22 protein-coding genes are annotated in these 22,720 nt (G+C 68.1%); 11 read left to right on the plus strand and 11 right to left on the minus strand.

What is annotated here, in order from left to right:
- Positions 1-89 precede the first annotated feature (89 nt).
- Complete coding sequence (locus tag B146_RS0116840) at positions 90-1,310, minus strand: aminotransferase-like domain-containing protein (protein ID WP_019997642.1); 1,221 nt, start codon at positions 1,308-1,310, stop codon at positions 90-92.
- A 257-nt stretch (positions 1,311-1,567) separates the two neighbouring features.
- Here B146_RS0116840 and B146_RS0116845 point away from each other — a divergent pair, with 257 nt between their 5' ends.
- On the plus strand, positions 1,568-2,026 hold the full coding sequence (locus B146_RS0116845; RefSeq protein ID WP_019997643.1) for an RrF2 family transcriptional regulator: 459 nt from the start codon (positions 1,568-1,570) through the stop codon (positions 2,024-2,026).
- A 4-nt stretch (positions 2,027-2,030) separates the two neighbouring features.
- Here B146_RS0116845 and B146_RS0116850 read toward each other — a convergent pair whose 3' ends face one another.
- From B146_RS0116850 to B146_RS0116860, 3 genes are all read right to left on the minus strand, one after another.
- Positions 2,031-2,483 (minus strand): MgtC/SapB family protein, encoded by a 453-nt coding sequence (locus B146_RS0116850; protein WP_019997644.1) that lies wholly within the window; start codon positions 2,481-2,483, stop codon positions 2,031-2,033.
- Between the two features lie 89 nt (positions 2,484-2,572).
- Positions 2,573-3,799, minus strand: a complete 1,227-nt coding sequence (gene uxuA, locus B146_RS0116855; protein ID WP_019997645.1) for a mannonate dehydratase — start codon at positions 3,797-3,799, stop codon at positions 2,573-2,575.
- 36 nt (positions 3,800-3,835) lie between these two features.
- Positions 3,836-4,549, minus strand: coding sequence for a GntR family transcriptional regulator (locus tag B146_RS0116860; RefSeq protein WP_019997646.1), 714 nt, complete (start codon positions 4,547-4,549; stop codon positions 3,836-3,838).
- 109 nt (positions 4,550-4,658) lie between these two features.
- Here B146_RS0116860 and uxaC point away from each other — a divergent pair, with 109 nt between their 5' ends.
- The 9 genes from uxaC (at position 4,659) to B146_RS0116905 (ending at position 14,825) form a co-directional block, all read left to right on the plus strand.
- Positions 4,659-6,059 carry a glucuronate isomerase gene (gene uxaC, locus B146_RS0116865; protein WP_019997647.1) on the plus strand — a complete coding sequence of 467 codons (1,401 nt, stop codon included), beginning with the start codon at positions 4,659-4,661 and terminating at the stop codon, positions 6,057-6,059.
- A 50-nt stretch (positions 6,060-6,109) separates the two neighbouring features.
- On the plus strand, positions 6,110-7,285 hold the full coding sequence (locus B146_RS0116870; protein ID WP_019997648.1) for an ABC transporter substrate-binding protein: 1,176 nt from the start codon (positions 6,110-6,112) through the stop codon (positions 7,283-7,285).
- Positions 7,286-7,387: 102 nt separating this feature from the next.
- A complete protein-coding gene (locus tag B146_RS0116875) occupies positions 7,388-8,491 on the plus strand; it encodes an ABC transporter ATP-binding protein (RefSeq protein WP_019997649.1) in 1,104 nt (367 codons plus the stop codon).
- 32 nt (positions 8,492-8,523) lie between these two features.
- Positions 8,524-9,402, plus strand: a complete 879-nt coding sequence (locus B146_RS0116880; RefSeq protein WP_026358689.1) for an ABC transporter permease — start codon at positions 8,524-8,526, stop codon at positions 9,400-9,402.
- 4 nt (positions 9,403-9,406) lie between these two features.
- On the plus strand, positions 9,407-10,252 hold the full coding sequence (locus tag B146_RS0116885) for an ABC transporter permease (protein ID WP_019997651.1): 846 nt from the start codon (positions 9,407-9,409) through the stop codon (positions 10,250-10,252).
- Between the two features lie 37 nt (positions 10,253-10,289).
- Positions 10,290-11,765 (plus strand): mannitol dehydrogenase family protein, encoded by a 1,476-nt coding sequence (locus B146_RS0116890; protein ID WP_019997652.1) that lies wholly within the window; start codon positions 10,290-10,292, stop codon positions 11,763-11,765.
- Positions 11,766-11,998: 233 nt separating this feature from the next.
- Positions 11,999-13,030, plus strand: coding sequence for an ABC transporter substrate-binding protein (locus B146_RS29870; protein WP_019997653.1), 1,032 nt, complete (start codon positions 11,999-12,001; stop codon positions 13,028-13,030).
- Positions 13,027-14,067: a FecCD family ABC transporter permease gene (locus B146_RS0116900; RefSeq protein ID WP_019997654.1), complete on the plus strand. Its 1,041-nt coding sequence runs from the start codon at positions 13,027-13,029 to the stop codon at positions 14,065-14,067. The genes B146_RS29870 and B146_RS0116900 overlap by 4 nt, the downstream gene beginning before the upstream one ends.
- On the plus strand, positions 14,064-14,825 hold the full coding sequence (locus B146_RS0116905; protein WP_019997655.1) for an ABC transporter ATP-binding protein: 762 nt from the start codon (positions 14,064-14,066) through the stop codon (positions 14,823-14,825). Before B146_RS0116900 ends, B146_RS0116905 begins: the two co-directional genes overlap by 4 nt.
- Positions 14,826-14,855: 30 nt before the next feature.
- Here B146_RS0116905 and B146_RS0116910 read toward each other — a convergent pair whose 3' ends face one another.
- On the minus strand, positions 14,856-16,325 hold the full coding sequence (locus B146_RS0116910; protein ID WP_019997656.1) for an HWE histidine kinase domain-containing protein: 1,470 nt from the start codon (positions 16,323-16,325) through the stop codon (positions 14,856-14,858).
- Positions 16,326-16,707: 382 nt separating this feature from the next.
- Here B146_RS0116910 and B146_RS0116920 point away from each other — a divergent pair, with 382 nt between their 5' ends.
- Positions 16,708-17,289, plus strand: coding sequence for a DUF1349 domain-containing protein (locus B146_RS0116920; protein WP_019997658.1), 582 nt, complete (start codon positions 16,708-16,710; stop codon positions 17,287-17,289).
- 78 nt (positions 17,290-17,367) lie between these two features.
- On the opposite strand, the gene B146_RS0116925 is transcribed toward B146_RS0116920, so the two are convergent.
- The 6 genes from B146_RS0116925 to B146_RS0116950 form a co-directional block, all read right to left on the minus strand.
- On the minus strand, positions 17,368-18,204 hold the full coding sequence (locus B146_RS0116925; protein WP_019997659.1) for a metal ABC transporter permease: 837 nt from the start codon (positions 18,202-18,204) through the stop codon (positions 17,368-17,370).
- Positions 18,201-19,061, minus strand: coding sequence for a metal ABC transporter permease (locus B146_RS0116930; RefSeq protein ID WP_040408702.1), 861 nt, complete (start codon positions 19,059-19,061; stop codon positions 18,201-18,203). Before B146_RS0116930 ends, B146_RS0116925 begins: the two co-directional genes overlap by 4 nt.
- Positions 19,061-19,930, minus strand: coding sequence for a manganese/iron ABC transporter ATP-binding protein (locus B146_RS0116935; RefSeq protein WP_019997661.1), 870 nt, complete (start codon positions 19,928-19,930; stop codon positions 19,061-19,063). Before B146_RS0116935 ends, B146_RS0116930 begins: the two co-directional genes overlap by 1 nt.
- 1 nt (position 19,931) lies before the next feature.
- On the minus strand, positions 19,932-20,837 hold the full coding sequence (locus tag B146_RS0116940) for a metal ABC transporter substrate-binding protein (protein WP_019997662.1): 906 nt from the start codon (positions 20,835-20,837) through the stop codon (positions 19,932-19,934).
- A 305-nt stretch (positions 20,838-21,142) separates the two neighbouring features.
- Entirely contained in the window at positions 21,143-21,811 is a 669-nt protein-coding gene (locus tag B146_RS0116945) for a DedA family protein (RefSeq protein WP_019997663.1), read from the minus strand.
- Between the two features lie 99 nt (positions 21,812-21,910).
- Positions 21,911-22,558, minus strand: a complete 648-nt coding sequence (locus B146_RS0116950; protein ID WP_019997664.1) for a DUF2076 domain-containing protein — start codon at positions 22,556-22,558, stop codon at positions 21,911-21,913.
- Positions 22,559-22,720: the final 162 nt, after the last annotated feature.

Genomic DNA, 22,720 nt, shown 5'->3' on the forward strand with positions numbered 1-22,720 from the left:
CCACGCGCCTTGCGACCGCTGCATCGCGGCCGATTCGCGGGGTTGCCAGCGGTCAACCCTGCGAATCGGTGTTAAGCCGCGGGACGCGCTCAGTTTTCCAGCGCGCTGCGGATCAGGGCTGCGAGGCGCGGAATGCCCTCCGTCACCGCGCGCTCGTCGGCCAGCGTGAAGGACAGGCGCAGCGTGTTGGTGCCCGATCCGTCCGCGTGGAAGGCGCTGCCCGGCACGAAGGCGACGCGCGCCTCGCTCACCGCGCGTGCCAGGAGAACCGCCGCGTCGATGCCCTCGGGCAGCGTCATCCAGACGAACATGCCGCCTTCCGGGCGCGACCAGGAGACGCCCGCCGGCATGTGCGCTTCCAGCGCCTTGAGAAGCGCGTCGCGCCGGGCGTGGTAGGCCGCGCGGGTGCGCTCGACCTGCGCGCCGTAATGCGTTTCGGCGACCCGATGCACCACCATCTGGTTGATCGAGGGCGAGTGGAGATCGGAGGCCTGCTTGGTGAGAACGAGCTTCTCGATCAGCCGGCGCGGCGCGCAGATCCAGCCGACGCGAAGGCCCGGCGCCAGGATCTTGGAGAAGGAGCCGCAATAGATCGTGCGGCCCGCGTCGATCCCCCCTGAGCGCAGCGCGTCGAGCGCGGCGATCGGCGGCACCGGTTCGCCGCTGTAGCGCAGCGCCGCATAGGCGGCGTCTTCGATCACCGCGATGCCGAGTTCTTCGGCAAGATCCAGCACCGCCTCGCGCTGGGCGAGCGTCAGCGTCTCGCCGCTCGGATTGGCGAAATCGGGCACGAGATAGGCGAATTTTACCGCGCCGCCGGCCTGCGTCGCCGCCTCGCGATAGGCGTCCGGCGTCATGTTGCCGCCCGCAGGCGACAGGCGGTCGTAGCGCGGCTCGTAGGCGCTGAAGGCCTGGAGCGCGCCGAGATAGGTCGGCCAGGTGACGAGCGCCGTGTCGTTCGGCGACAGGAACAGCTTGCCGAGATAGTCGAGCCCCTGCTGCGAGCCCGAGGTGATGAAGATATTGCCTTCGTCGCAGGGAATGCCGATCCGGGCCATTTCGCCGGCGATCCATTGGCGCAGCGGCAGGAAGCCCTCGCTCACCTGATATTGCAGGGCTGCGTTGGCGCTCGCCCCGCCGAGAACCTCGGCATAGGACTGGCGGAAGGCCTCGTGCGGGAACAGGGCGGGGTCGGGAATGCCGCCCGCGAAGGAGATGATGTCGGGCTGGTCGAGAAGCTTCAGCAGTTCGCGGATTTCGGACGCCTTCATGCGTCCTGCCCGCGTGGCGAAAAGGTCGGTCATGTCCATGATGGTGTCCTCCTGGCTGCCGTCACGCTTCGTGGAGCGGGTGGGGCGTGCATCTGGCGAGCGTGGGCACGTTTAAGCGCCCTTCGGCAAACTATGTCAACAATGCTGACCTTTTTTCGTCGCCAGAGCAGACGGCCTCCGCCCGATCGGCCGATCGCAGCGCCCGTGCAACGAAATGCCCCTCGTGAACCCGGCTGAAACGCTCTATTTGCGGCAAAGGGTGACAATGTGACGGATCGATCGGGGATGGACAGGCGATGCTGACGGCGAAGGGCAAGTACGGTTTGAAGGCCATGCTGCATCTTGCCGACGCGCCGTCGGGAAAGCTCGTCATGTCCGAGGAGATCGCCAACCGCAACACGATCTCCAAGAAGTTCCTCGACACGATCCTCGGCGAGTTGCGCGCCGCCGGCTTCATCATCGCCAAGAAGGGGCGCAATGGCGGCTATGCCCTGGCGCGGTCTGCCGGCGAGATTCCGGTCGGCCATGTCCTGCGCGTTCTGGACGGCCCGCTCGCTCCGATCGCCTGTGCCAGCCGCACGGCCTATCGCCGCTGCGAGGACTGCACGGATGTCGACACCTGCCGGGTGCGGCTCGTCATGCTGGAGGTGCGCAACGCCATTGCCGACGTTCTGGACGGCAAGAGCTTGAGCGAATTGCAGGGCATGCGCGCGCTTCTCGAAGAGGACCCGATCCGCTGGGCGGCGGCCGTCTGAGCGTTCAGTCGCGCCGCGCCTTGTCGCTGCCGGGAATGGCCCGCTCGACGACGCGCACCAGCGAGATGATGAGGATGCCGAAGCCCGCGCCGATCAGGACGAGCGCCACCTGACCCGCGCCCGCCGCGATGCCGAGCGCGGCGGCGAGCCAGATATTGGCCGCCGAGGTCAGATTGTGGACATCGCCTTTCGAGACGAAGATCGCCCCGGCCGCCACGAAGCCGATCGCCTGTGCGAGGCCCTGCACGACGCGCAGCGGGTCGGGGCTGGAATGGGTCAGCCCGTTCAGCTCGTGAAACAGGATCAGCGCCGAGATCGTGATCGTCGCCGAACTCATGGCGACCATGGCATGGGTGCGGATGCCCGCCGAGATGCCGCGCAATTCCCGGTCGAGCCCGAGCGCGAGGCCGACCAGCGTGGCGAGCCCCAGGCGAAAGGCGATGTCGGTCGCATCCATGAGAGACCTCCGATGCGCGAGGATCTAGCGCGCATCGGATCGGACTGAAGCGCCCGTTCCTTGGCTGCCGAAGGACGGGCGCGCCGCCGTCAGGCGGGCGTCGGCTCGCCCGCCGGCACGGGCTTCGGCGCTTCCGGCGGATGTCCGAGCGCGTGCAGAATGCCGCGCAACTCGGCCAGACCCCGCATGCGGCCGATCGCGGGATAGCCGGGCGTGACCGTCTTGTGGAGGTCGTCCAGCATGCGGTGGCCGTGGTCGGAGCGGAAGACGATGGTGCCGTCGCCGGTCCGCTTCGTGTCTTCGGCGCTCAGTTCGCGCAGCACCGCGACCATGTCCGTGTCCCCGTCGAGATGGGCCGATTCATGGAAGGTGCGCGGGTCCGCCTCGCGGCGCGTGTTGCGCAAGTGCGCGAAATGGATGCGCGAGGCGAAGCGCCGGGCGATGGCCGGCAGGTCGTTGTCGGCGCGCGCGCCGAGGCTCCCCGTGCAGAAGCACATGCCGTTGGCCGGCGAGGGCACGGCGTCGAAGAGGGCGGCATAGTCCTCCGCCGTCGAGGCGATGCGCGGCAGGCCGAAGAGCGGGCGCGGCGGATCGTCCGGGTGCAGCGTCAGCTTGACGCCGACCGCCTCGGCGGCGGGCGTCACCGCTTCCAGGAACTCGATGAGATGCCGGCGCAGGCGCGGCGCGTCGATGTCGCGATATTCCTGCAGCTTCTCGCGAAAGCCCGGAATGGTCATGGGCTCGGTGGTGGAGCCGGGCAGGGCGCTCGTGATGTTGCGCACGAGATCGGCCTTGGCCTCCTCGCTCATGGCGGCGAAGGTCGCCTTGGCGCGGGCCTGCTCCTCCGGGGTATAATCTCGCTCCGCGCCCGGCCGCTCCAGAATGAACAGTTCGAAGGCGGCGAACGTGTCGAAGTCGAAGCGCATGGCCGTCGCGCCCGTGTCGGTCACGAAGTCGAGCTCCGTGCGGCACCAGTCGACGACCGGCATGAAATTGTAGCAGACCACGGGAATGCCGGCGCGCCCGACCGCTTCGAGGCTGGCGATCCAGGCCTCGATCTCGGATCTGGCGGCTCCGCCCTTGCGCTTCACCGCATCGGGAATGGGAATGCTTTCCACCACCGACCAGCGCAGCGGAACGCGCCCCTGCGGCGTCGTCTCGATCATGTCGCGCCGCGTTTCCACCGCCTCCGGCGTCCAGACGGCGCCGATCGGCTCCTCGTGCAGCGACGAGACGATATCCGTCGCGCCGACATGGCGCACCTCGTCCAAGGTCACCGGGGCCTTCGGGCCGAACCATCTCCAGCCTTGCCGCATTGTCTGTCTCCTCCCGCCCGGTTCCTCGCCGGGCTCTCAAATGAAATAGTCGGGGTAGCGCCCCTTGAGTTCGGCGACGTCGGGAATGACGGCGCCCAGGTGCCGCTCCATCGCCTTCTTCGCCCCATCGACGTCGCGCGCGGCGAGATGGGCGCGGATTTCCTCGTGCTCGGCGATCACCTGTTCCATGCGGCCGAGCACGGGCAGGGTCATGCGGCGGGCGCGGTCGATCTGGATCTTGGCCTGGGTGAGCAGCGCCCAGATGCCGGGATGGGCGGAGAGGTCCGCGATCGCGGCATGGAAGGCCTCGTCCGCCTCGTGAAAGGCGTCGAGATCGCCGGTATGGGCCGCGCCGCGCTGCCGGCGGATCGCGAGATCGACGCCCGCCAGACCCTCCACGGTCGCCCGCATGGCGGCATGTTCCACCGTGATGCCCTCCAGCGCCTTGCGGATCAGGACGGCCTCGGGGATCGCGTTGACCGGCACGCGCGACACGAATGTTCCCGACTGAGGAAAAATATCCACGAGCCCGATCTCGGACAATCGGATCAGCGCCTCGCGCACGGGCGTCCGGCTGACGCCGAAACGCTCGATCAGCATCCGGTCCTGAAGCGGACTGCCGGGCGGCAGGCGCGCGGCCACGATTTCCGCCCGCAGGGCCTCGAAGATCTGCGTGGCCGACGTCACCCGGCGCGCCGGCGGGGTGCGGCGTGGTGCGGTGACGGGTTCGATCTGCGGATGGTCGGACATCGGGCACTCGGCAAGGGGAGCCAATTGACATTCTAGTATACCAGTCGTACCAAGCTGCCAAGGCCGAACGAAGCCCGCTGGAGGGCGGGTCGGCCGAAGGGAGGAAAAGATGGCGCTCAACCCGGACCGGCTCCTGCCTGTCGAGCCGACGATGCGCGACATCGCGCGCCGCCTGTTCGCCGAGGTCGAGACGCTGCCGATCGTCTCGCCGCACGGGCACACCGAGCCCGCCTGGTATTCCGAGAACGAGCGCTTTCCCGATCCGGCCGCGCTCTTCGTCATTCCCGATCATTACGTCTTCCGCATGCTCTATTCGCAGGGCGTGCCGCTGGAATCGCTCGGCGTTCCGCGCGCCGATGGCGGCCCGGTGGAAACCGACGGGCGGCGCATCTGGCGCCTCTTCGCCGAACATTACCGCCTGTTCCGGGGCACGCCGTCGCGCCTCTGGTTCGAGCATTCGCTGCAAACCGTCTTCGGCATCGAGGATCGCCTGTCGGCGGAGAATGCCGACGCGATCTACGACCGGATCGCCGAGGCGCTGCAGACCGACGCCATGCGCCCGCGCGCCCTTTACGAGCGCTTCAACCTCGAGGCGATCGCCACCACCGACTCGGCGCTCGACGATCTCGCCCATCACGACGCGGTGCGCGCCTCCGGCTGGCGAGGCCGCGTGCTGCCGACCTATCGGCCCGATGCCGTGGTGGACCCCGATCGCCCGGGCTTCGCCGAGGCGCTGCAACGCTTCTTCGCCCTGACCGGAGAGCCTGAGACCTATAGCGGCTATCTCGCCGCCCACCGCACCCGCCGCGCCTATTTCAAGGCGCGCGGCGCGACCGCGACGGACCATGGCCACCCGTCCGCGCGCACGGCCAATCTCTCGGCCGCCGAATGCGAGCTTCTGTTCTCGAAGATCCTCGCGGGAACGGGGAGCGCTGCGGAGAACGAGCTTTTCCGCGCGCAGATGCTGACCGAGATGGCGCGCATGAGCCTCGATGACGGGCTCGTCATGCAGATCCACGCGGGTTCGTCGCGCAACCACAATTCCAAGCTCTTCGAGCGCTTCGGCTTCGACAAGGGCGCCGACATCCCACAGCGCACGGATTATGTCGGCGCGCTGCGCCCAATGCTCGACGTCGTCGGCAACGAGGCGGGGCTCACCATCATCCTCTTCACGCTGGACGAGACGGTCTATAGCCGCGAGCTGGCGCCGCTCGCCGGCCATTATCCGGCGCTCCGCCTCGGCCCGCCCTGGTGGTTCCACGACAGCCCGGAAGGCATGATGCGCTTCCGCGAAAACGTGACCGAGACCGCCGGCTTCTACAACACGGTCGGCTTCAACGACGACACCCGCGCCTTCCTCTCCATTCCTGCGCGCCACGACGTGGCGCGGCGGGTGGACTGCGCCTTCCTCGCCAAGCTCGTGGCCGATGGCCGGCTGGACGAGGACGAGGCGCGCGAGGTCGCCATCGACCTCACCTATCGGCTCGTCAAGGACGCCTACAAAATCTGACAATCGATCCGTCGGCCGGGAGACCGGCGGATTCAAGGGAGGATCGACCAATGAACATGAACCGCAGACGCTTCATGGGAACGACGGCGGCCATGGCCGGCGCAACGCTGTTCGGCGGGCGCGCCTTCGCGGCGCTGAAAGCCCCTTCGAGCCCCGTCACGATCACGGTGGCCGATGTCGCCGGCAATCTGGCGCTGACGCAGGCCGCGATGGAGCGCTACACAGAGGCCAAGCCCGAATGGGCGAGCCGCATCGCCTTCACCAAGGCCCCCGCGCCCGAACTCCCCGCCAAGCTCAAGGCGCAGCAGGCGGCGGGCCGGGTCGATATCGACCTCGTCCTGACCGGCACGGACGCGCTCTCGGCGGGCCTCGACCAGGGCATCTGGACCGATCTCAAGCCCTATATGGCCGATCTGCCCAATCTCGAGGGCATCTACATTCCGCAGGCCTACAAGATGCAGGCCATGGCGAGGGACCACGGCGTCGTCGTGTCCTATTACCCGTCCGGCCCGCTGATCGAGTTCATGCCGGACCGCGTTCCGACGCCGCCCAAGACGGCCGAAGAGCTTCTGGCCTGGACCAAGGCCAACAAGAACAAGTTCATCTATGCGCGCCCGTCCAATTCCGGACCGGGTCGGACCTTCCTGATGGGCCTGCCCTATCTTTTGAAGGATGCTGACCCGCGCGATCCCGTGAAGGGCTGGGACAAGACCTGGGCCTACCTGGAAGAGCTCGGCCAGAACATCGAATACTACGCCTCGGGCACGACGCAGACGATGCGCGAGCTGGGCGAAGGCACGCGCGACATCGTCGTCTCCACCACGGGCTGGGACATCAACCCGCGCGTTCTCGGCACGGTTCCGGCCGAGGCCGAGGTCGGCACGCTGGCCGGTTTCCACTGGGTGACGGACGCCCATTACATGGTCGTGCCGAAGGGCGTCTCGGAAGAGAAGCTCGCCGTTCTCCTCGACCTCATGAACTTCATGCTGACGCCGGAATCCCAGGCCTATGCCTATGACCAGGGCTATTTCTACCCCGGCCCGGCGGTGAAGGACGTGCCCTTGTCCATGGCGCCGCAGGAAAGCCAGGACGCGATCAAGGAATTCGGCCGTCCGCAATATGACGACTGGATCGCCAACAATCCGCTGGAAACCCCGCTCGACGCCGACAAGCTCGTCGCCGCCTTCCGCATCTGGGACGAGCGGATCGGCGCCAAGAAGGGCTGACGCCTCCAAACTCTCGAGCGAGCGGCCGGCTGATCCGGCCGCTCCTTCGCTCCGGCCCCGTCCGCCGGAGCCGCTCTCCCATCAGGCCGGAGACCCCCCGCGATGAACGCCCATAGCTTTCCCGTGACGGCTTCCGGCCGCGCTGCGACGCCGCCCGCAGGCGGTGGTCGCCTCGAACTTCTGAACCTGCAGCGCGCCTTCGGCACCTACAAGGCGCTGGCCGGCATCGATCTCGCCGTGGAACGCGGCGAGTTCATCGCGCTGCTCGGCCCATCGGGCTGCGGCAAGTCCACGGCGCTGAACTGCATCGCCGGCCTTCTGCCGCTGACGGGAGGCGAAATCCGTCTGGACGGCCGCCCGATCCATGAGCTGGAGCCCGAAAAGCGCGGCTTCGGCATGGTGTTCCAGAGCTACGCGCTCTTTCCGCATATGACGATCCGCAAGAATGTCGGGTTTGGCTTGGCCATGCAGGGCGTGCCGAAGGCGGAGGCCGAGAGCCGCATCGACGCCGCGCTCGATCTCGTGCGCCTGCGCTCTCAGGGCGACAAGCTGCCGGGGCAATTGTCCGGCGGCCAGCAGCAACGCGTGGCGATTGCGCGCGCCATCGTCATCCGCCCGCCCATCGTTCTCATGGACGAACCGCTCTCCAATCTCGACGCCAAGCTGCGCTTGGAGATGCGCGCCGAAATCCGCGCCATTCACGAGGCGATCAGCTCCACCACGATCTATGTCACGCATGACCAGGACGAGGCGCTGTCGCTGGCCGACCGCATCGTCGTCATGTCGGGCGGCCTGATCCGGCAGGTCGGAACGCCCGAAGACCTCTACGAGCGGCCGAACCATGTCGAGGTCGCCGACTTCATGGGCTATCGCACCCGCGTTGCGGGCCGCGTGGCGGATGGGGCCGGCGCGGTGGATCTGGCGAGCGGACGCATCACCCTGCCGGCGGCGGCCAAGCTGCGGCCCGGCACGGCGGTCACCGTCTCGACCCGGCCGGAGGATTTCGTGGCGACGCGCGGCGGCGAGGGCCTCACGGGCACCGTGCGCGCCATCGAATATCGCGGCCGCGCCTGGTTCGGCTCGGCGGCGCTTGCCGACGGAACGATCGTCTATTTCCGCGCCGACGGCGCGCTGCGCAATGGCGAGAGCGTGACGCTGCGCTTCGACCCCGCGCGCACGCTCGTGTTCGAAGGGGAGGGGGCATGAGCGACGCCGCCTTCTCCAGCGCGCCGCGCGTGATGGCGCGCCCGTCGCTGAAGACGCGCCTTGCCGCGCGCGGCATCGACGGCACGACGCTTCTCGTCCTGCCCGGCCTCGTCGCGGTTCTGGCGCTCTTCGTCTATCCCTTTCTCTATGGCGTCGTGGATTCGCTGACGCCCGAAAACGGCGCCTGGTACGAGAACTACCGCCGCTTCTTCTCCGACCCGTTCCTCTACAACACGATCTCGGCGACGCTCTGGCTCGCCCTGCCGGTGACGCTTCTCAACCTCGCGCTCGCCGTCCCCATCGCCTTTCGCGTGCGCCTCATGCGCCGGCAGCGGCTGCTCACCACGCTTCTCGTTCTCCCCATCACGCTCGGCACGGTTCTGGTCGCCGAAGGGCTTTTGAACTTTCTGGGGCCGCAGGGCTGGTTCAATCGCACGCTGATCCTGATCGGCCTTCTCGACGCGCCGATCCGCCTCACCAACAATTACTGGGGCGTCTTTGCCTCGCTGCTCATCACCGGCTTTCCCTTCGCCTTTCTTCTGACCCTCTCTTACGTGTCGGGCATCGATCCGGCGATCGAGCAGGCGGCGGCGACGCTCGGGGCCAATGCGCGGCGGCGCTTCACGAGAGTCTTCCTCCCGCTTCTGGTGCCGGGCCTTGCCGTCACCTTCTGCCTCGCCTTCGTGCAGGCCTTCGCCGTCTTCCCCTCGGCGGTGCTGCTCGGCGCTCCGGCGGGCGCGACGCGCGTCATCTCGATCGCGGCCTATTCGGCGGCTTTCGAGGAATACAATCACTCGCTCGGTTCGGCGATCGCCATCATCATGGGGCTGGTGCAGCTCGCCGTGGTGCTCGCGGTTCTCGGCATCCGCGGTCTCTTTTATCGCGGCCCCGCCGGCGGAACGAAAGGCTGACCCCATGATCCGCGACCGTGGCATCGGCTCCAAACTCTGGCGAACGGCCGTCTGGGCCGTCACCATCCTCTTCGTGCTCAATCTTCTCGGCGTCATCGGCGCCGTGGTGACGAACTCGCTGGCGACGCGCTGGCTCGGCACCTGGCTGCCGGTGGACTTCACCACGCGCTGGTACTTCTCCGCCTGGCGCGAGTTCCAGCTGACCGACGTTCTTCTCGTCACCTTCCAGGTCGTGTTCCTCGTCACGATCCTGTCCGGCCTCATCGGCATCACCACGGCCTATGCGCTGGCGCGGCGGGACTTTCCGGGCAAGCGCTTCGCCATCCTCCTGTTCCTGCTGCCGCTTCTGGTGCCCCCGCTCACCTACGGCATTCCGCTGGCGACGCTCCTCTATCAGGTCGGGCTGGGCGGCTCCTTCTGGGGCGTCGTGATCATCAATCTCGTGCCCTCCATTCCCTTCGTCGTTCTGGTGATGATCCCCTTCATCGAGCAGATCGACCCCCGCGTGGAGGCCGCCGCGCGCGTCTTCGGGGCCGGCACGGGCAGCCTGTTCCTGCGCATCCTCCTGCCGCTGCTTCTGCCGGGCATGCTGGCCGCGCTGCTTCTGGTTCTGGTGCGCACCATCGCCATGTTCGAGCTGACCTTCCTCGTGGCCGGGCCGACGAGCCAGACGCTGGTCGTCTCGCTTTATTACGCGGTCTTCGCGTCCGGCGTTCGCGCCTCGCAGTCGATCGACGCCATGGCCGTGGTCTATATGGTCACGACGCTCTTCTGGCTCGTGCTCGCCCTGCGATTCGTCAATCCGACGCAGATCGTCGCCCGCGCCAAGCAGTCCCAGCCGGCGCATTGAGCGCCGGCCCCATCGTGGAGGCCCAAGGGAACCCGACATGAACCGCCTGTCCGAGACCGCGCTCGCGAACCTCCCGTCCAGCGTCCAGCGCCCCGCCTACAACCGCGCAGACGTCAAGGTCGGCATCGTCCATCTCGGCCTCGGGGCGTTCCACCGCGCCCATCAGGCCGTGATGACGGAAGCCGTGCTCGCCTCGGGCGATCTCAGCTGGGGCATTGCCGGCGTGTCGCTGCGCAGCCCCGACACGCGCGACGCGCTGGGGCCGCAGGACGGGCTCTACACGGTGGCCGTGCGCGGGGCGGAAGGCGATCGCTTCGAGGTGATCGGCTCGATCCTCCAGAGCCTCGTCGCGCCGGAGGACCCCGAAGCCGTTCTCGCCCTCATGGCCGCGCCGGACACGCGCATCGTCTCGCTGACGGTCACGGAGAAGGGCTATTGCCACAAGCCGGCGACGGGCGAACTCGACGAGGCCCATCCCGGCATCGTCCACGATCTCGCCGAGCCGGAGAAGCCCCAGACCGCGATCGGCTTCCTGGTCGAGGCGCTGGATCGCCGCCGCCGCGCCGGCTTGGCGCCCTTCACGGTTCTTTCCTGCGACAATCTCCCGTCCAACGGGCGCACCGTCGCCAAGGTCGTCACCCGCTTTGCCGAACTGCGCGACACCGAACTCGGCGCCTGGGTCCGCGCTGACGTCGCCTTCCCCTGCACCATGGTCGACCGCATCGTGCCGGCCACCACCGACGCCGACAGAGCGCTGGTGGCTGAGGCTTTGGGCGTCGAGGATTCCTGGCCCGTCATGGCCGAGCCCTTCACGCAATGGGTGGTGGAGGATCATTTCCCGCAAGGGCGCCCGCAATGGGAGCTCGGCGGCGCGACCTTTGCCGAGGAGGTCGAGCCCTTCGAGCTGATGAAGCTGCGTCTTCTCAACGGTTCGCACTCGACGCTCGCCTATCTCGGCTACCTTTCGGGCCACGAGACGGTGGCCGACGCCATGGCCGCGCCGGGGTTCGCCGAGCTGCTGGAAGCCATGATGCGCGAGGAGGTCACGCCGACGCTCCCCAGCCTGCCGGGCTTCGATCTCGCCGCCTATCGCGCCGCGCTTCTGGAGCGCTTCCGCAATCCGGCGCTGCGCCACCGCACCTGGCAGATCGCCATGGACGGCTCGCAGAAACTGCCGCAGCGGCTTCTCGGCACGATCCGCGACCGGCTGAAGGCGGGCGCGGGCTTCGAGCGTCTGGCGCTCGGCGTTGCGGCCTGGATGGTCTATGCGACGGGGCATGACGAGGACGGCCGGCCGATCGACGTGCGCGATCCCCTGGCGGCGCGTTTTGCCGAGGCGACGCGCGACAAGCGCACCGCCGAATCCCTCGTGGAAGCCTATTTCCAGTTCCCGGAAGTTTTCGGGACCGACCTGTCGCACGATCCGCATTTCCGAGAGGTCGTGACGCGCGAACTGGCGGGACTCCTGGGGATCGGCGCGGCGCGCACCGTGTTCGAGGCCGGCGCCCGCTGACGAGCGCCCGTTCGCATGGCCGGCGCCGCCCTTCGGGTGCCGCCGGCCAAGTGCGTCGCGCGATGTCTTTTTATAGTCGTTCCAAAGTAAGACACCCGCCCGGTCGGGCCGAAACGCTTCGCTTTCATTAGTTAATGAAGCGCGGATACATCCTTTCGGAAAAGATGACTACGAATGGCTTGTTTTTTTGTGGGGGCGGCTATAGACCGCAGCCGCAAGCTGTTTCGTTGAGGATGCTGTTCGTGCGCCTGTCCGCTCTGACCACCGCCGCCGTGGGCCTTACGCTCGCCCTCGGTTCCGTTCCCGCACGTGCCGAGCCGACACAATATCCGTTGGTGATCGAGAATTGCGGCGTCGAAGTGCGCTTCGACAAGGCCCCCTCGCGGACCGTCGCGCTCGGAGCCAACAGCGCCGAAATCCTCCTGCTTCTCGGCCTCGAGGATCGTCTGGCCGCGAGCGCCTTCTGGCCGAGCAAGGTCATGCCGGAACTCGCCAAGGCGAACGAGAAGGTCAAGGTTCTGACGGTCGAGATTCCGACCTTCGAGGCCGTCCTGGCGCAGGAGCCCGACTTCGTCGCCGCCCAGACCGTGCTCCTGCTCGGCCCCGAGAGCAAGGTGGCCAGCCGCGAGGACTTCGCCAAGCTCGGCATTCCGAGCTACCTGTCGCCGAGCACCTGCACCAACCGGCAGGACACGAAGGACATCTACGGCAGCCGTTCCGAACTCTGGAACATGGATCTCGTCTACAAGGAGATCGACGACCTCTCGCGCATCTTCGACGTGCAGGACAAGGGTCAGGCCGTGATCGCCGACTTCAAGGCGCGCGAGGCGACGCTGCGTGAGAAGGCCAAGGCCCGGGGCAAGGATTACTCCTACCTCTTCTGGTTCTCCAGCCCGTCCCCGTCGGCCGACGCCTATCTGACGGGCAAGCTCGGACCCGGCGGCTTCATCGCCGATCTCCTGGGTGGACGGAGCGCGATCCAGAGCGAGGCCGAATGGCCGACGCTGAACTGGGAAGGCATCATCGCCGCCAATCCCGACGTCTTCGTCGTGGCCGATCTCGACCGCAACCGTTGGGAACTCGACAAGCCGGCGGCCAAGATCAAGTTCCTGACGACCGATCCCGCCGTCAGCCAGCTCGAATCCGTCAAGCAGGGCCGCATCGTCGTCATGGACGGACAGGCCATGAATCCGACGGTTCGCACCATCCGCGGCGCCGAGCAGGTCGAGAAGCAGCTCGAGGAGATCGAGGCGAAATCGAAGTGACAATCCGCTTCGCGCACTGGGAGAAGCAGGCCGCATTCGGCCTGCTTCTTGCGTTCTGCCTCGTGGTCACGCTCGCCGCGATCGCGCTGAGCGTGCGCACCGGCGATCTGCCGATCTCGCCGAGCACCACCTTCTACGCCGTCACCAATCGGCTGGGCTGGACCGCGGTCTCCCTGAACCGCATCCACGAGAGCGTCGTGATGGACTATCGGCTGAGCCGCGCGCTCGCCGCGGCCTGCTGCGGCGCGGGTCTGGCGCTGTGCGGCGCCGTCCTGCAGTCGCTCCTGCGCAACGCGCTGGCCGAGCCCTATGTCCTCGGCATTTCCGCCGGCGCCTCGACGGGCGCGGTGGCGGTGGTGATCCTGGGGCTCGGCGCGGGCGCCGTCACCCTCTCCATGGGCGCCTTTGCCGGCGCCTTCATGGCCTTTCTCTTCGTCGCGCTTCTGTCCAACGGCACGCGCGGCGGCACGGATCGCACGATTCTGGCGGGCGTCGCGGCCTCGCAGCTCTTCAACGCGCTGACCTCCTATATCGTCACCACCGCCGCCGACGCGCAGCAGGCGCGCGACATCATGTTCTGGCTTCTGGGAAGCTTCGGCGGCGTGCGCTGGCCCGACGTGCAGCTGGTGAGCGTCGTGGTGCTCGTCGGTTTCGTTCTGTGCCTCGCCCATTCGCGCGTTCTGGACGCCTTCACCTTCGGCGACGACGCGGCCGCCTCGCTCGGCATTCCGGTCGGGCGCACGCGCGTTCTCCTCTTCGCCGCGACCGCCCTGATGGCGGCCACGATCGTCAGCATCGTCGGCTCGATCGGCTTTGTCGGCCTCGTCGTGCCGCATGCGGTGCGCTTTCTGGTCGGCCCGCTCCATGCCCGCGTCCTGCCGGCCTGCGTCGTCGCCGGGGCGATCTTCATGGTGCTCGCCGATATCGCCTCGCGCATCGTGGTGCCCCAGCAGGTCCTGCCGATCGGCGTCGTCACCGCGCTGGTGGGCGTGCCCTTCTTCTCCCTCATCCTCTACCGGGCGAAGCGCTTCTCATGACCATCAAAGCGGAAAATCTCGTCTGGAAGGTCGGTCGAACCACGATCGTCGACGACGTGTCGCTGGAGGTGGAGCCGGGCCGGATGCTCGGGCTTCTCGGCCCGAACGGCTCGGGCAAGACCTCGCTCCTGCGCATTCTGGCGGGCCTGCGCCGCGCCCAGTCCGGCCGCGTCATGCTGGACGGCGACGACATGGGCCGGCTCGCGCGCAAGGCCCTCGCGCGGCGCATCGCCTATGTCGAGCAATCGGCCGCCACCACCGCCGATCTGAAGGTCGTGGATGTCGTGCGCCTCGGCCGCATTCCGCATCGCTCCGCGCTGTCCTCCTGGACGCGCGAGGACGAGACGGCGGTGGAGACGGCGCTCGCCTCGGCCGGCATGAGCGGCAAGCGCGAGGCGTCCTGGCAGCATCTGTCGGGCGGCGAGCGCCAGCGGGCGCAGATCGCGCGGGCGCTTGCCCAGGCCCCGCGCGAGATGCTGCTGGACGAGCCGACCAACCATCTCGATGTCGAGCATCAGATCGCGCTTCTGCGGCTCGTCTCGACGCTGAACCTCACCAGCATCGTGGCGCTGCACGATCTCAACCACGCCGCCATGTTCTGCGACCGGCTTCTCGTGATGAAGGGTGGCCGCGTCGTGGCGGCGGGCACGCCGGAGGAGGTGCTGACCGAAGACCTCCTGCGCGAGGTCTTCAACGTGCGCGCGCATGTCGAGCCCTCGGCCCATCACGGCAAGCCGCATATCCAATATCTGGTCTGATCCGCCTCGCCGCCTCCGGGGGCGGGCGTTTCAAGCGTTCGGCTGGATGCGGCCCTTGAGGACATAGGAGAAGCCATCGGCCTCGAAGCGCCGGTCGGCCTGTCCGCCGAAATAGGCGGGCACCACGCGCTCCAGAAGGCGCGAGCCGAAGCCGCTGCGCTCGGGCGCGACGACCGGCGGCCCGCCGATCTCCTGCCAGACGAAGTCGAACCGTTCGTCCTCGTGCTCCCAGGTGATCCGCACCCGGCCTTCGGGAACCGACAGCGCGCCGTATTTCACCGCGTTGGTGGCGAGTTCGTGGATCGCGATGGCAAGGCCGAGCGCCCGTTCGGAGGCGAGCGTGACATGCGGGCCGGCGACGTCGACGCGCTGCTCGTCGTCCACATGCGGCGTCAGTGCCTTGCCGACGACCTCCTCGACGGGCGAGTCGGCGAGATCGGGGCGCACCAGCGTGTCCTGTGCGCGGGCCAGCGCCGCGATGCGGTTGGTGATGCTGTCGGAGGCCTGTTCCAGCGAGGTCGCGTGGCGGAAGCTCTGCGACACGATCGCCTGCACCATGGCGAGGCCGTTCTTCATGCGGTGGGACAGCTCGCGCATGGCGACCTGCTGCATCTGCTCGGCCTGACGCAGCGGATGAATGTCGAGCACCGCGCCGACATAGCCCAGAAACGCGCCGTCCGCGCCGAAGCGCGGCGTGCCGCTGTTGATCGCCGAGCGATAGCTGCCGTCGTGATGGCGCAGGCGAAGCTCCACGCTGAACGGCTCCCGGCGCGCATAGGCCGTGCGAAGCGTGTGGCGCGCGTCGGCGCTGTCGTCCGGGTGAGTGGCGTCGAGCCAGCCGGAGCCCTCGGCCTCCTCGCGCGACTGGCCGGTGAAACTGTACCAGGCGCGGTTCAGGAAGAGGCAGCGCGCTTCCGGGTCCGTCACCCAGAGAATGGCCGGCGCGTCCTCGGTCATCGCGCGGAACTCGGCCTCGGCGGCCTGCGAGGCGGCGAGCGCGCTTTCGCGCTCGGCCAGCGCCTTGCGCAGCTCGAACTGCGTCATCGCCTGCCGCGCCAGGAGATGCAGCGTGCGGATCTGGTGCTGGTCCAGCTCGCGCGGCTCGTAGTCGAGAACGCACATCGTGCCGATCGGCAGGCCGGTCTTGGTCTTCAGAAGCGCGCCGGCATAGAAGCGCAGGCCCGGTTCGCCCGTGACCAGCGGGCTGCAATTGAACCGCGCGTCCGCGCGCGCGTCCGGCACCATCATGAAGTCGGCCGAGAGGATCGCCTTGCCGCAGAACGAGGTTTCGAGCGGGGTTTCCCGCACGCCGAGCCCGACCTCCGCCTTGAAGAACTGCCGCTTCGTGTCGACGAGATTCACGACCGCGATCGGCGTGCCGCAGACTTCGGCGGCAATGCGCGCGAGATCGTCGAATTCCGGCTCGCGCGGCGTGTCGAGCGCGTCGTAGGAATGAAGCGCAGCCGACCGCTCTGCCTCGTCGAAAGGCGCGGGGGACATGTCAGGCGCGGCATGGACTAGCAAGAGCGGTCTCGATCCGTGATTTCTCTTGCAGTCATAGGGCTTCCCTTGTGGAAGCGAAGGGCCGGCCTGTCGAATTTGCCGCAGTTGATGCGCGCTAGCCCATTCCCCGCTCGGCCCGTTGCGTTTTTATCGCATTTTCAAAGGCTTTGCGGGACGCTTCCGATCGCGGCAACGGCGATCTTCGACGTCTCGGGATCGGCGCGCGCGGCGAACACGAAAACGTGACGGCGGTCGAATCGCCGCGCTTTGCCCGGCCGATGGCCGCTTGGTCGAGATGAGTCTTGGCAGGGCGAGCCTTGACGGCGTGGCGGCGATCCCGCACCCGGGAGACCCGATCCCGATCCCTGCGAGGATGCCGATGCAGAGCCTTCAGACCGGCCAATGGTTGAACCCGCCGCCGCGCGCCGAGTTCTCGCCCGACGGCCTTCTCGTGGAAACGGGGAAGGGCAGCGATTTCTGGCGCGAAACGCATTACGGCTTCACGCGCGACAGCGGCCATTTCCTCGGCGTCGAGACCGGGGACGGCTTCACGGCCCAGCTTCGCATTCGCGCGCGCTTCGAGACGCTCTACGATCAGGCGGGCCTCATGGTGCGGATCGACGAGCGCCGCTGGATCAAGGCCGGGATCGAGTTGTCCGATGGGCGCGCCAGTCTCGGCAGCGTCCTGACCGACGGCCGTTCCGACTGGGCGACGGGACCGTTCGAGGGCGACGCATCGGATTTCTGGATGCGGGCCTCGCTTCGGGAGGGCGTCCTGCGCCTTCAGGCCTCGCGCGACGGCCGGCACTGGCCCTTGGTGCGCCTTTGCCCTTTTCCGGTGAGTGAGCGCTATCTGGTCGGTCCGATGGCCTGCACACCCGAGCGCGCGGGGCTCGAGGTCCGCTTTTCCGACTGGGCGCTCACGTCCCATCTCGCCAAGGACCTGCATGACCTCACCTGACCGGCCTCGACCTCGACCGTCGCCCTCGTGACGGGGCTCGACCAGACCCGGCCTCAGGCGGAGCGCGAGCGCTGAGGTTCAGGCCGTGCCCTCGCGCGCGCTCGAACGGGCGAGGCGCCAGGAGAGCGCGAGCAGGAAGACAAGCGTGAGGGCGAGAACGATGGTGGGGGCCGGCGCGCTGTCGAGGAAGAAGCTCGCATAGGTGCCCCCGACCATCGACAGGAGACAGGCGGGAACGGCGATCACCAGCATCTGCCGGAAGGAGCGCGCCAGAAGGAAGGCGATGGCGCCGGGCGTCACCAGAAGCGCGACGGCGAGGATCAGCCCCACCGAGGACAGCGTCGCCACCACGGTCAGCGACAGGAGCCCCAGGAGCCCGTAATGCAGCCAGCTCGTGCGCAGGGCCGACACGCGGGCCTGAACCGGGTCGAAAGCGTGGAGAAGGAAGTCCTTCCACTTGAGAAGGAGGACGAGGGATACGAAGCCGCCGATCAGCCCGGCGGTGAGAAGATCGTCCGGGCCGACGCCGAGGAGATTGCCGAACAGGACATGATCCAGATGCTGGTCGGAGGGAAAGGCGGCGTTGAGGACGATGCCGAGGCCGAACAGGCCGGAAAACACGACGCCCATCACCGTGTCGCGCTTCACGCGGCTGTTGTCCGCCAGCCAACCGGTGGCGAGCGAGCAGAGCATGCCGGCGGCAAAGGCGCCGAGGATCAGGGGCAGGCCGGCGATCCAGGCCAGCACGATCCCCGGCAGCACGGCATGGCTCACCGCGTCGCCCATCAGCGCCCAGCCCTTGAGCACGAGGAAGCAGGACAGGAGCGCCGTGGGCACGGACACGAGAAGGCAGATCAGGAACGCGTCCCGCATGAAGGGAAGCTGGAAGGGCAGAAGCGCGAGATCGAGGCTCACGGATGGGCCTCCCGCAGCGCTCGCGCCGCCTTGCGCCGCGCGGCGAGGAGCCCATGCTTGGGCGCCAGAAGGAAGGCCGCGAGGAAGACCAGCGTCTGCAGGACGACGATGACGCCGCCCGTCGCCCCGTCGAGGAAGTAGCTGGCATAGGCGCCGAGAAAGCTCGTGCCGGCGCCGATCAGGACGGACAGCGCGAGAAGGCGCGAGAACCGATCGCAGAGAAGATAGGCGGTGGCGCCCGGCGTCACCACCAGCGCGACGACGAGGAAGGCGCCGACCGTCTGCATGGCGGCGACCACGGCAGCCGACAGGAGCACGAAGAACAGGGCTTTGAGAAGCCGCGGGCGAAGACCGATCGAGCGTGCATGGGTCTCGTCGAAGAAGGCCACCATCAGATCCTTCCACTTGAGAAGCAGGATCGCCAGGCTCACGAAGCCGATGATGGCGAGCTGCAACGTGTCCTCGGGCGTGATGGCGAGAATGTTGCCGAACGTGATGGTCTGGATCGAGACGGCGATCGGGTCGAGCGAGACCATGAACAGGCCGAGCCCGAAGAAGCTGGTGAAGATGATGCCGATCACGACATCAGCCTTCAGGCCCGAGCGCTCCGAAAGAAACAGCATGGCTCCCGCCGCCAGACCGCCTGACAGGAAGGCGCCGAGCGCGAAGGGCAGGCCGAGCATGACGGCGCCGGCGACGCCCGGCACGACGGAATGGCTGAGCGCGTCGCCGATCAGCGACCAGCCCTTGAGCGTGAGATAGGCCGAGAGAAAGGCGCACACGCCTCCGACCAGCGCGCTGACCCAGAGCGCGTTGGTCATATAAGCGTAGCCGAAGGGCTCCAGAAGCGTCGTCATCATCGCGCCACGCCGCTCTCGACCGTGGCGAGATGGCCGGTCCGGACGGCAGGAGGCGGCTCGCCGCCGGGCGCGGACACGAAGCCCGCGCTCGCGGCCGGTGTGCCGGCGGGGAGGGCCAGGGGACGCAGCGCGCCGCCGAAGGCGCGCTCCAGATTGGCCGGCGTGAAGACCTCGGCGGTCGGTCCGGCGGCGAGAACCGTGCCCTTCACCAGAACGGTGCGATCGCAGAAGTCCGGCACCGAGCCGAGATCGTGGGTGGACACCAGCATGACCCGACCCTCGCCGCGCATCTCGCGCAGGAGCGACACGATCCGATCCTCGGTCTTCACGTCGACGCCGGTGAAGGGCTCGTCCAGGAGAATGACCTGACCATCCTGCGCGAGGGCCCGGGCGAGAAAGGCGCGCTTGCGCTGGCCGCCGGACAACTCGCCGATCTGGCGGCGACGAAGATCGGCGAGGCCGACACGGGCGAGCGCCGTGTCCACGGCTTGCCGATCGGCGGCTTTGGGTCGGCGCAGAAAGCCCATATGCCCGTAGCGCCCCATCATCACCACGTCCTCGACCAGAACCGGAAAGCTCCAGTCGACGTCTTCCGACTGCGGAACATAAGCCACGAGATTGGCGCGCAGCGCCTCGCGCACGCTTCGCCCGACGAGGCGGATCTCGCCGTGCGCCGCCGGCACGAAACCCATGATCGCCTTGAACAGGGTGGACTTGCCCGCGCCGTTGATGCCGACGAGCGCCGTCACCGTGCCGCGCGGGATGGCGAAGCTCGCGTCGCGCAGCGCCGTGTGGCCGTTGCGATAGGTCACCGTGACGCCGCGCGCGTCGATCCCCGCGCCTTCCGTCTCCCCCGCTCCGGTCATGTCAGTTCGTCGCCTCGGTCAGCCCGTCCACGACGGTTTGCGAGGTGACGCGCAGAAGGTCGAGATAGGTCGGCACCGGTCCGCCCTCGGCGCTGAGGGAATCGACATAGAGAACGCCGCCGTAGCGCGCGCCCGTCTCGCGGGCGACCTGCTCGGCCGGCGCCTGGCTCACCGTGCTTTCGCAGAACACGGCCGGCACGCCGTTCGCCTTCAAGCCGTCGACGACCTTGCGCACCTGCTGCGGTGTGCCCTGCTGGTCGGCGTTGATCGGCCAGAGGTAGAGTTCGCGCAGGCCGAAATCGCGAGCGAGATAACTGAAGGCGCCCTCGCAGGTCACGAGCCAGCGCTTGTCCTCGGGTATGCCGGCAAGACGCCCGCGCAAGGGCTCGATCGTCTCACGGATTTCCGTCTTGTAGCGCTCGGCATTGGCCCGGTAGGTCTCGGCATTCGCCCCGTCGCGGGCGATCAGCGCGTCGCGGATGTTGTCGACATAGACGAGCGCATTGTTGAGACCCATCCAGGCATGGGGGTTGGCGCGGCCGGAATAGGCGCCGTCCGAGATCGGGATCGGCGCGATGCCGTCCGACACGGTGGCAGCGGGCACATCGCCGAGATTGCGCAGGAACTGCTCGAACCAGCGCTCCAGCCCGAGCCCGTTCCACAGGACGAGGTCGGCGTCCTGCGCGGCGAGAATGTCGCGCGGCGTGGGCTCGTAGCCGTGGATTTCCGCGCCGGGCTTGGTCACGGACACGACCTCGGCGGCGTCGCCCGCCACGTTGCGCGCCATGTCGGCGATGACGGTGAAGGTCGTCACGACCTTGATCGGCTCGCCGCTCGGCTGCGCCATGGCGGGGAGGGCGGCGGTACAGAGAAGCGTGGCGAGAGCGAGAATGCGGCGGGACGCCATGCGGGAGCTTTCCTTTCGGGCTTCGTCTTGAAAATGATATTGCGAAGCATTCGCAATTACCAAGATGCTCGGGGCGCGCTCTCGGGAATGTTATCGACGGAGCGGGTGAAGCGAGCGGGGCGCGGCATGACGAAATGCGTCGGACGGCGTCGCCGGCTGCGAGCGATCCGGCGGCGAAGGTCGCGCCTGTCCGGGTCCGGTCGCGCGGGATCGTGGGGCGCGGCGAAGCGGAAACGGGGACGCCGAAAAAAAACGGTCCGGCTGCGAGGCCGGACCGCTGGATCTTGGCTTGAAGCCCGCGTGTGTCAGGACAGCGGTTCGGGCCGCGCGGCGCGGCCGCGTGGCCGACGCGCGCCTTGCGAGCGCAGCAGATGGCGGCCGCCCAGAAGCGTGGCGACCAGCGTGAGCGCGAGAACCAGGGCCAGAACGCTGAAAGCGCCATGGCCGCTGAGCATGCCGAGTTCGCCCGCCCCGCGCGCGCCGAGATAGCCGGGCGCGAGCATCAGCGGCGCCCAGAGAACCGCCGAGGCGACATTGGCGATCTGGAACCGGGTCTGACCCATGGCCATCATGCCCGCGACCAGGGGCACGGTGGAGCGGATGGGCCCGAGGAAGCGCCCGAGGAAGACGGCGGCGAAGCCGTAACGCCGGAAGAACAGGCGGGTGCGGGCGATGGCAGGGCGATAACGCTGGAACAAGGGCCGATGCACGATGCCGGGACCGAGCCAGCGGCCGATCACATAGGACACGATGTCGCCGAGCACCGCACCGACAATGGCGCCGACGAGCACGGGAACGGGGCTGATGAGGCCCGCGCCCATCAAACCTCCAATCAGCAGCATCACCGCTGTCGCGGGGATGACGAGGCCCACCAGCACCAGAGACTCGCCGAGCGAGATCAGGAGCACGATCGGCAGGGTCCAGGCCTGATGGGCTTGGATGAATTGGCCGAGATTGGCGAGAAAGGCTTCCATTGGACCCCAGGGGTGCGAAGGACAGGCTCGACGGGGCCGCGCGCGACCCCGCCCCATGCCAGCCGGTGCTCAAGAAGCCGGCTGGCTGCCTCGCAAATATCAGGCCTCGTCGAAATCGTCGCCACCGAAATCGTCGGCGCCCATGTCGGCGACCTCCTGCTCGGGCTCTGCGGGGGCCTCCGCCACCTCGCCGCCGGCGGCCGCATCGTCGCCCGCGAACATGCCGGTGAGCATGGAGCCGAGCATCACGCCGCCCGCAACGCCCATCGCCGTCTGCGCCGCGCCGGCCAGGAAACCGCCGCCCCCGCCGCCCATGCGGCCCGCACCCATCGCGCCGCCCATGGCGCCATTCTGGCCGTAGCCGGCCTGCTGCGCGCCGCCCCAGGGGCCTGCGGCCGGCGCCGCGCCCGGCTGGCCATGGCCGCCCTGACGGTAGGCCTGCTGCGCGCCGGGGGCCGGTTGCTGGCGCGGCGCCTGCGAGCCGCCGAAGAGCGAGCCGAAGAAGCCGCCCGAGCTTTGGGTCCGGCTCGGCTGGGATTCCAGTTCCTTGATGCGGGCATGCGCCGCTTCCAGCGCCTGCTCCTGCACGATGATCGTCTGCGCCATGTAGTAGGGCGCGGCGGGCTGGCGGGCGACGCTGTCCTGAATGAAGCGATCCGCATCGGCCTCACGGGGCGGCGCCTGGCGCTCGACCTCCGAGAGCTTGCCGAAAAGGTTCTGGATCAGCGTCTGCTCGTCGCGATTCATAGGGTCTCGTCCTTGATGTCGGAAAGGGCGAGTGAGCCGGAAGGCGCCGTGCCGAAGGGGCGGATCGCAGCGGGGAGGACGCCGCGTCCGCATGTCGCCTTTGTGCTCGAGCCGTCGCTGTTCTTGTCCGTCTCACTCATGCCCAGCATACGCACGAGCCTA

The sequence above is a fragment of the Aureimonas ureilytica DSM 18598 = NBRC 106430 genome, from assembly GCF_000382705.1.
In the GTDB taxonomy this organism is placed as follows: domain Bacteria; phylum Pseudomonadota; class Alphaproteobacteria; order Rhizobiales; family Rhizobiaceae; genus Aureimonas; species Aureimonas ureilytica.

What these genes read in the sequence shown, in the direction of transcription:
- B146_RS0116910 (WP_019997656.1), bottom strand. Translation starts at nt 16,325, where the DNA reads ATGTCCCCCGCGCCTTTCGACGAGGCAGAGCGGTCGGCTGCGCTTCAT.
- B146_RS0116840 (WP_019997642.1), bottom strand. Translation starts at nt 1,310, where the DNA reads ATGGACATGACCGACCTTTTCGCCACGCGGGCAGGACGCATGAAGGCG.
- B146_RS0116885 (WP_019997651.1), top strand. Translation starts at nt 9,407, where the DNA reads ATGATCCGCGACCGTGGCATCGGCTCCAAACTCTGGCGAACGGCCGTC.
- B146_RS0116935 (WP_019997661.1), bottom strand. Translation starts at nt 19,930, where the DNA reads ATGACCGGAGCGGGGGAGACGGAAGGCGCGGGGATCGACGCGCGCGGC.
- B146_RS29870 (WP_019997653.1), top strand. Translation starts at nt 11,999, where the DNA reads ATGCTGTTCGTGCGCCTGTCCGCTCTGACCACCGCCGCCGTGGGCCTT.
- B146_RS0116945 (WP_019997663.1), bottom strand. Translation starts at nt 21,811, where the DNA reads ATGGAAGCCTTTCTCGCCAATCTCGGCCAATTCATCCAAGCCCATCAG.
- B146_RS0116870 (WP_019997648.1), top strand. Translation starts at nt 6,110, where the DNA reads ATGAACATGAACCGCAGACGCTTCATGGGAACGACGGCGGCCATGGCC.
- B146_RS0116940 (WP_019997662.1), bottom strand. Translation starts at nt 20,837, where the DNA reads ATGGCGTCCCGCCGCATTCTCGCTCTCGCCACGCTTCTCTGTACCGCC.
- B146_RS0116860 (WP_019997646.1), bottom strand. Translation starts at nt 4,549, where the DNA reads ATGTCCGACCATCCGCAGATCGAACCCGTCACCGCACCACGCCGCACC.
- uxaC (WP_019997647.1), top strand. Translation starts at nt 4,659, where the DNA reads ATGGCGCTCAACCCGGACCGGCTCCTGCCTGTCGAGCCGACGATGCGC.
- B146_RS0116875 (WP_019997649.1), top strand. Translation starts at nt 7,388, where the DNA reads ATGAACGCCCATAGCTTTCCCGTGACGGCTTCCGGCCGCGCTGCGACG.
- B146_RS0116920 (WP_019997658.1), top strand. Translation starts at nt 16,708, where the DNA reads ATGCAGAGCCTTCAGACCGGCCAATGGTTGAACCCGCCGCCGCGCGCC.
- B146_RS0116845 (WP_019997643.1), top strand. Translation starts at nt 1,568, where the DNA reads ATGCTGACGGCGAAGGGCAAGTACGGTTTGAAGGCCATGCTGCATCTT.
- uxuA (WP_019997645.1), bottom strand. Translation starts at nt 3,799, where the DNA reads ATGCGGCAAGGCTGGAGATGGTTCGGCCCGAAGGCCCCGGTGACCTTG.
- B146_RS0116950 (WP_019997664.1), bottom strand. Translation starts at nt 22,558, where the DNA reads ATGAATCGCGACGAGCAGACGCTGATCCAGAACCTTTTCGGCAAGCTC.
- B146_RS0116905 (WP_019997655.1), top strand. Translation starts at nt 14,064, where the DNA reads ATGACCATCAAAGCGGAAAATCTCGTCTGGAAGGTCGGTCGAACCACG.
- B146_RS0116880 (WP_026358689.1), top strand. Translation starts at nt 8,524, where the DNA reads ATGGCGCGCCCGTCGCTGAAGACGCGCCTTGCCGCGCGCGGCATCGAC.
- B146_RS0116850 (WP_019997644.1), bottom strand. Translation starts at nt 2,483, where the DNA reads ATGGATGCGACCGACATCGCCTTTCGCCTGGGGCTCGCCACGCTGGTC.
- B146_RS0116890 (WP_019997652.1), top strand. Translation starts at nt 10,290, where the DNA reads ATGAACCGCCTGTCCGAGACCGCGCTCGCGAACCTCCCGTCCAGCGTC.
- B146_RS0116930 (WP_040408702.1), bottom strand. Translation starts at nt 19,061, where the DNA reads ATGACGACGCTTCTGGAGCCCTTCGGCTACGCTTATATGACCAACGCG.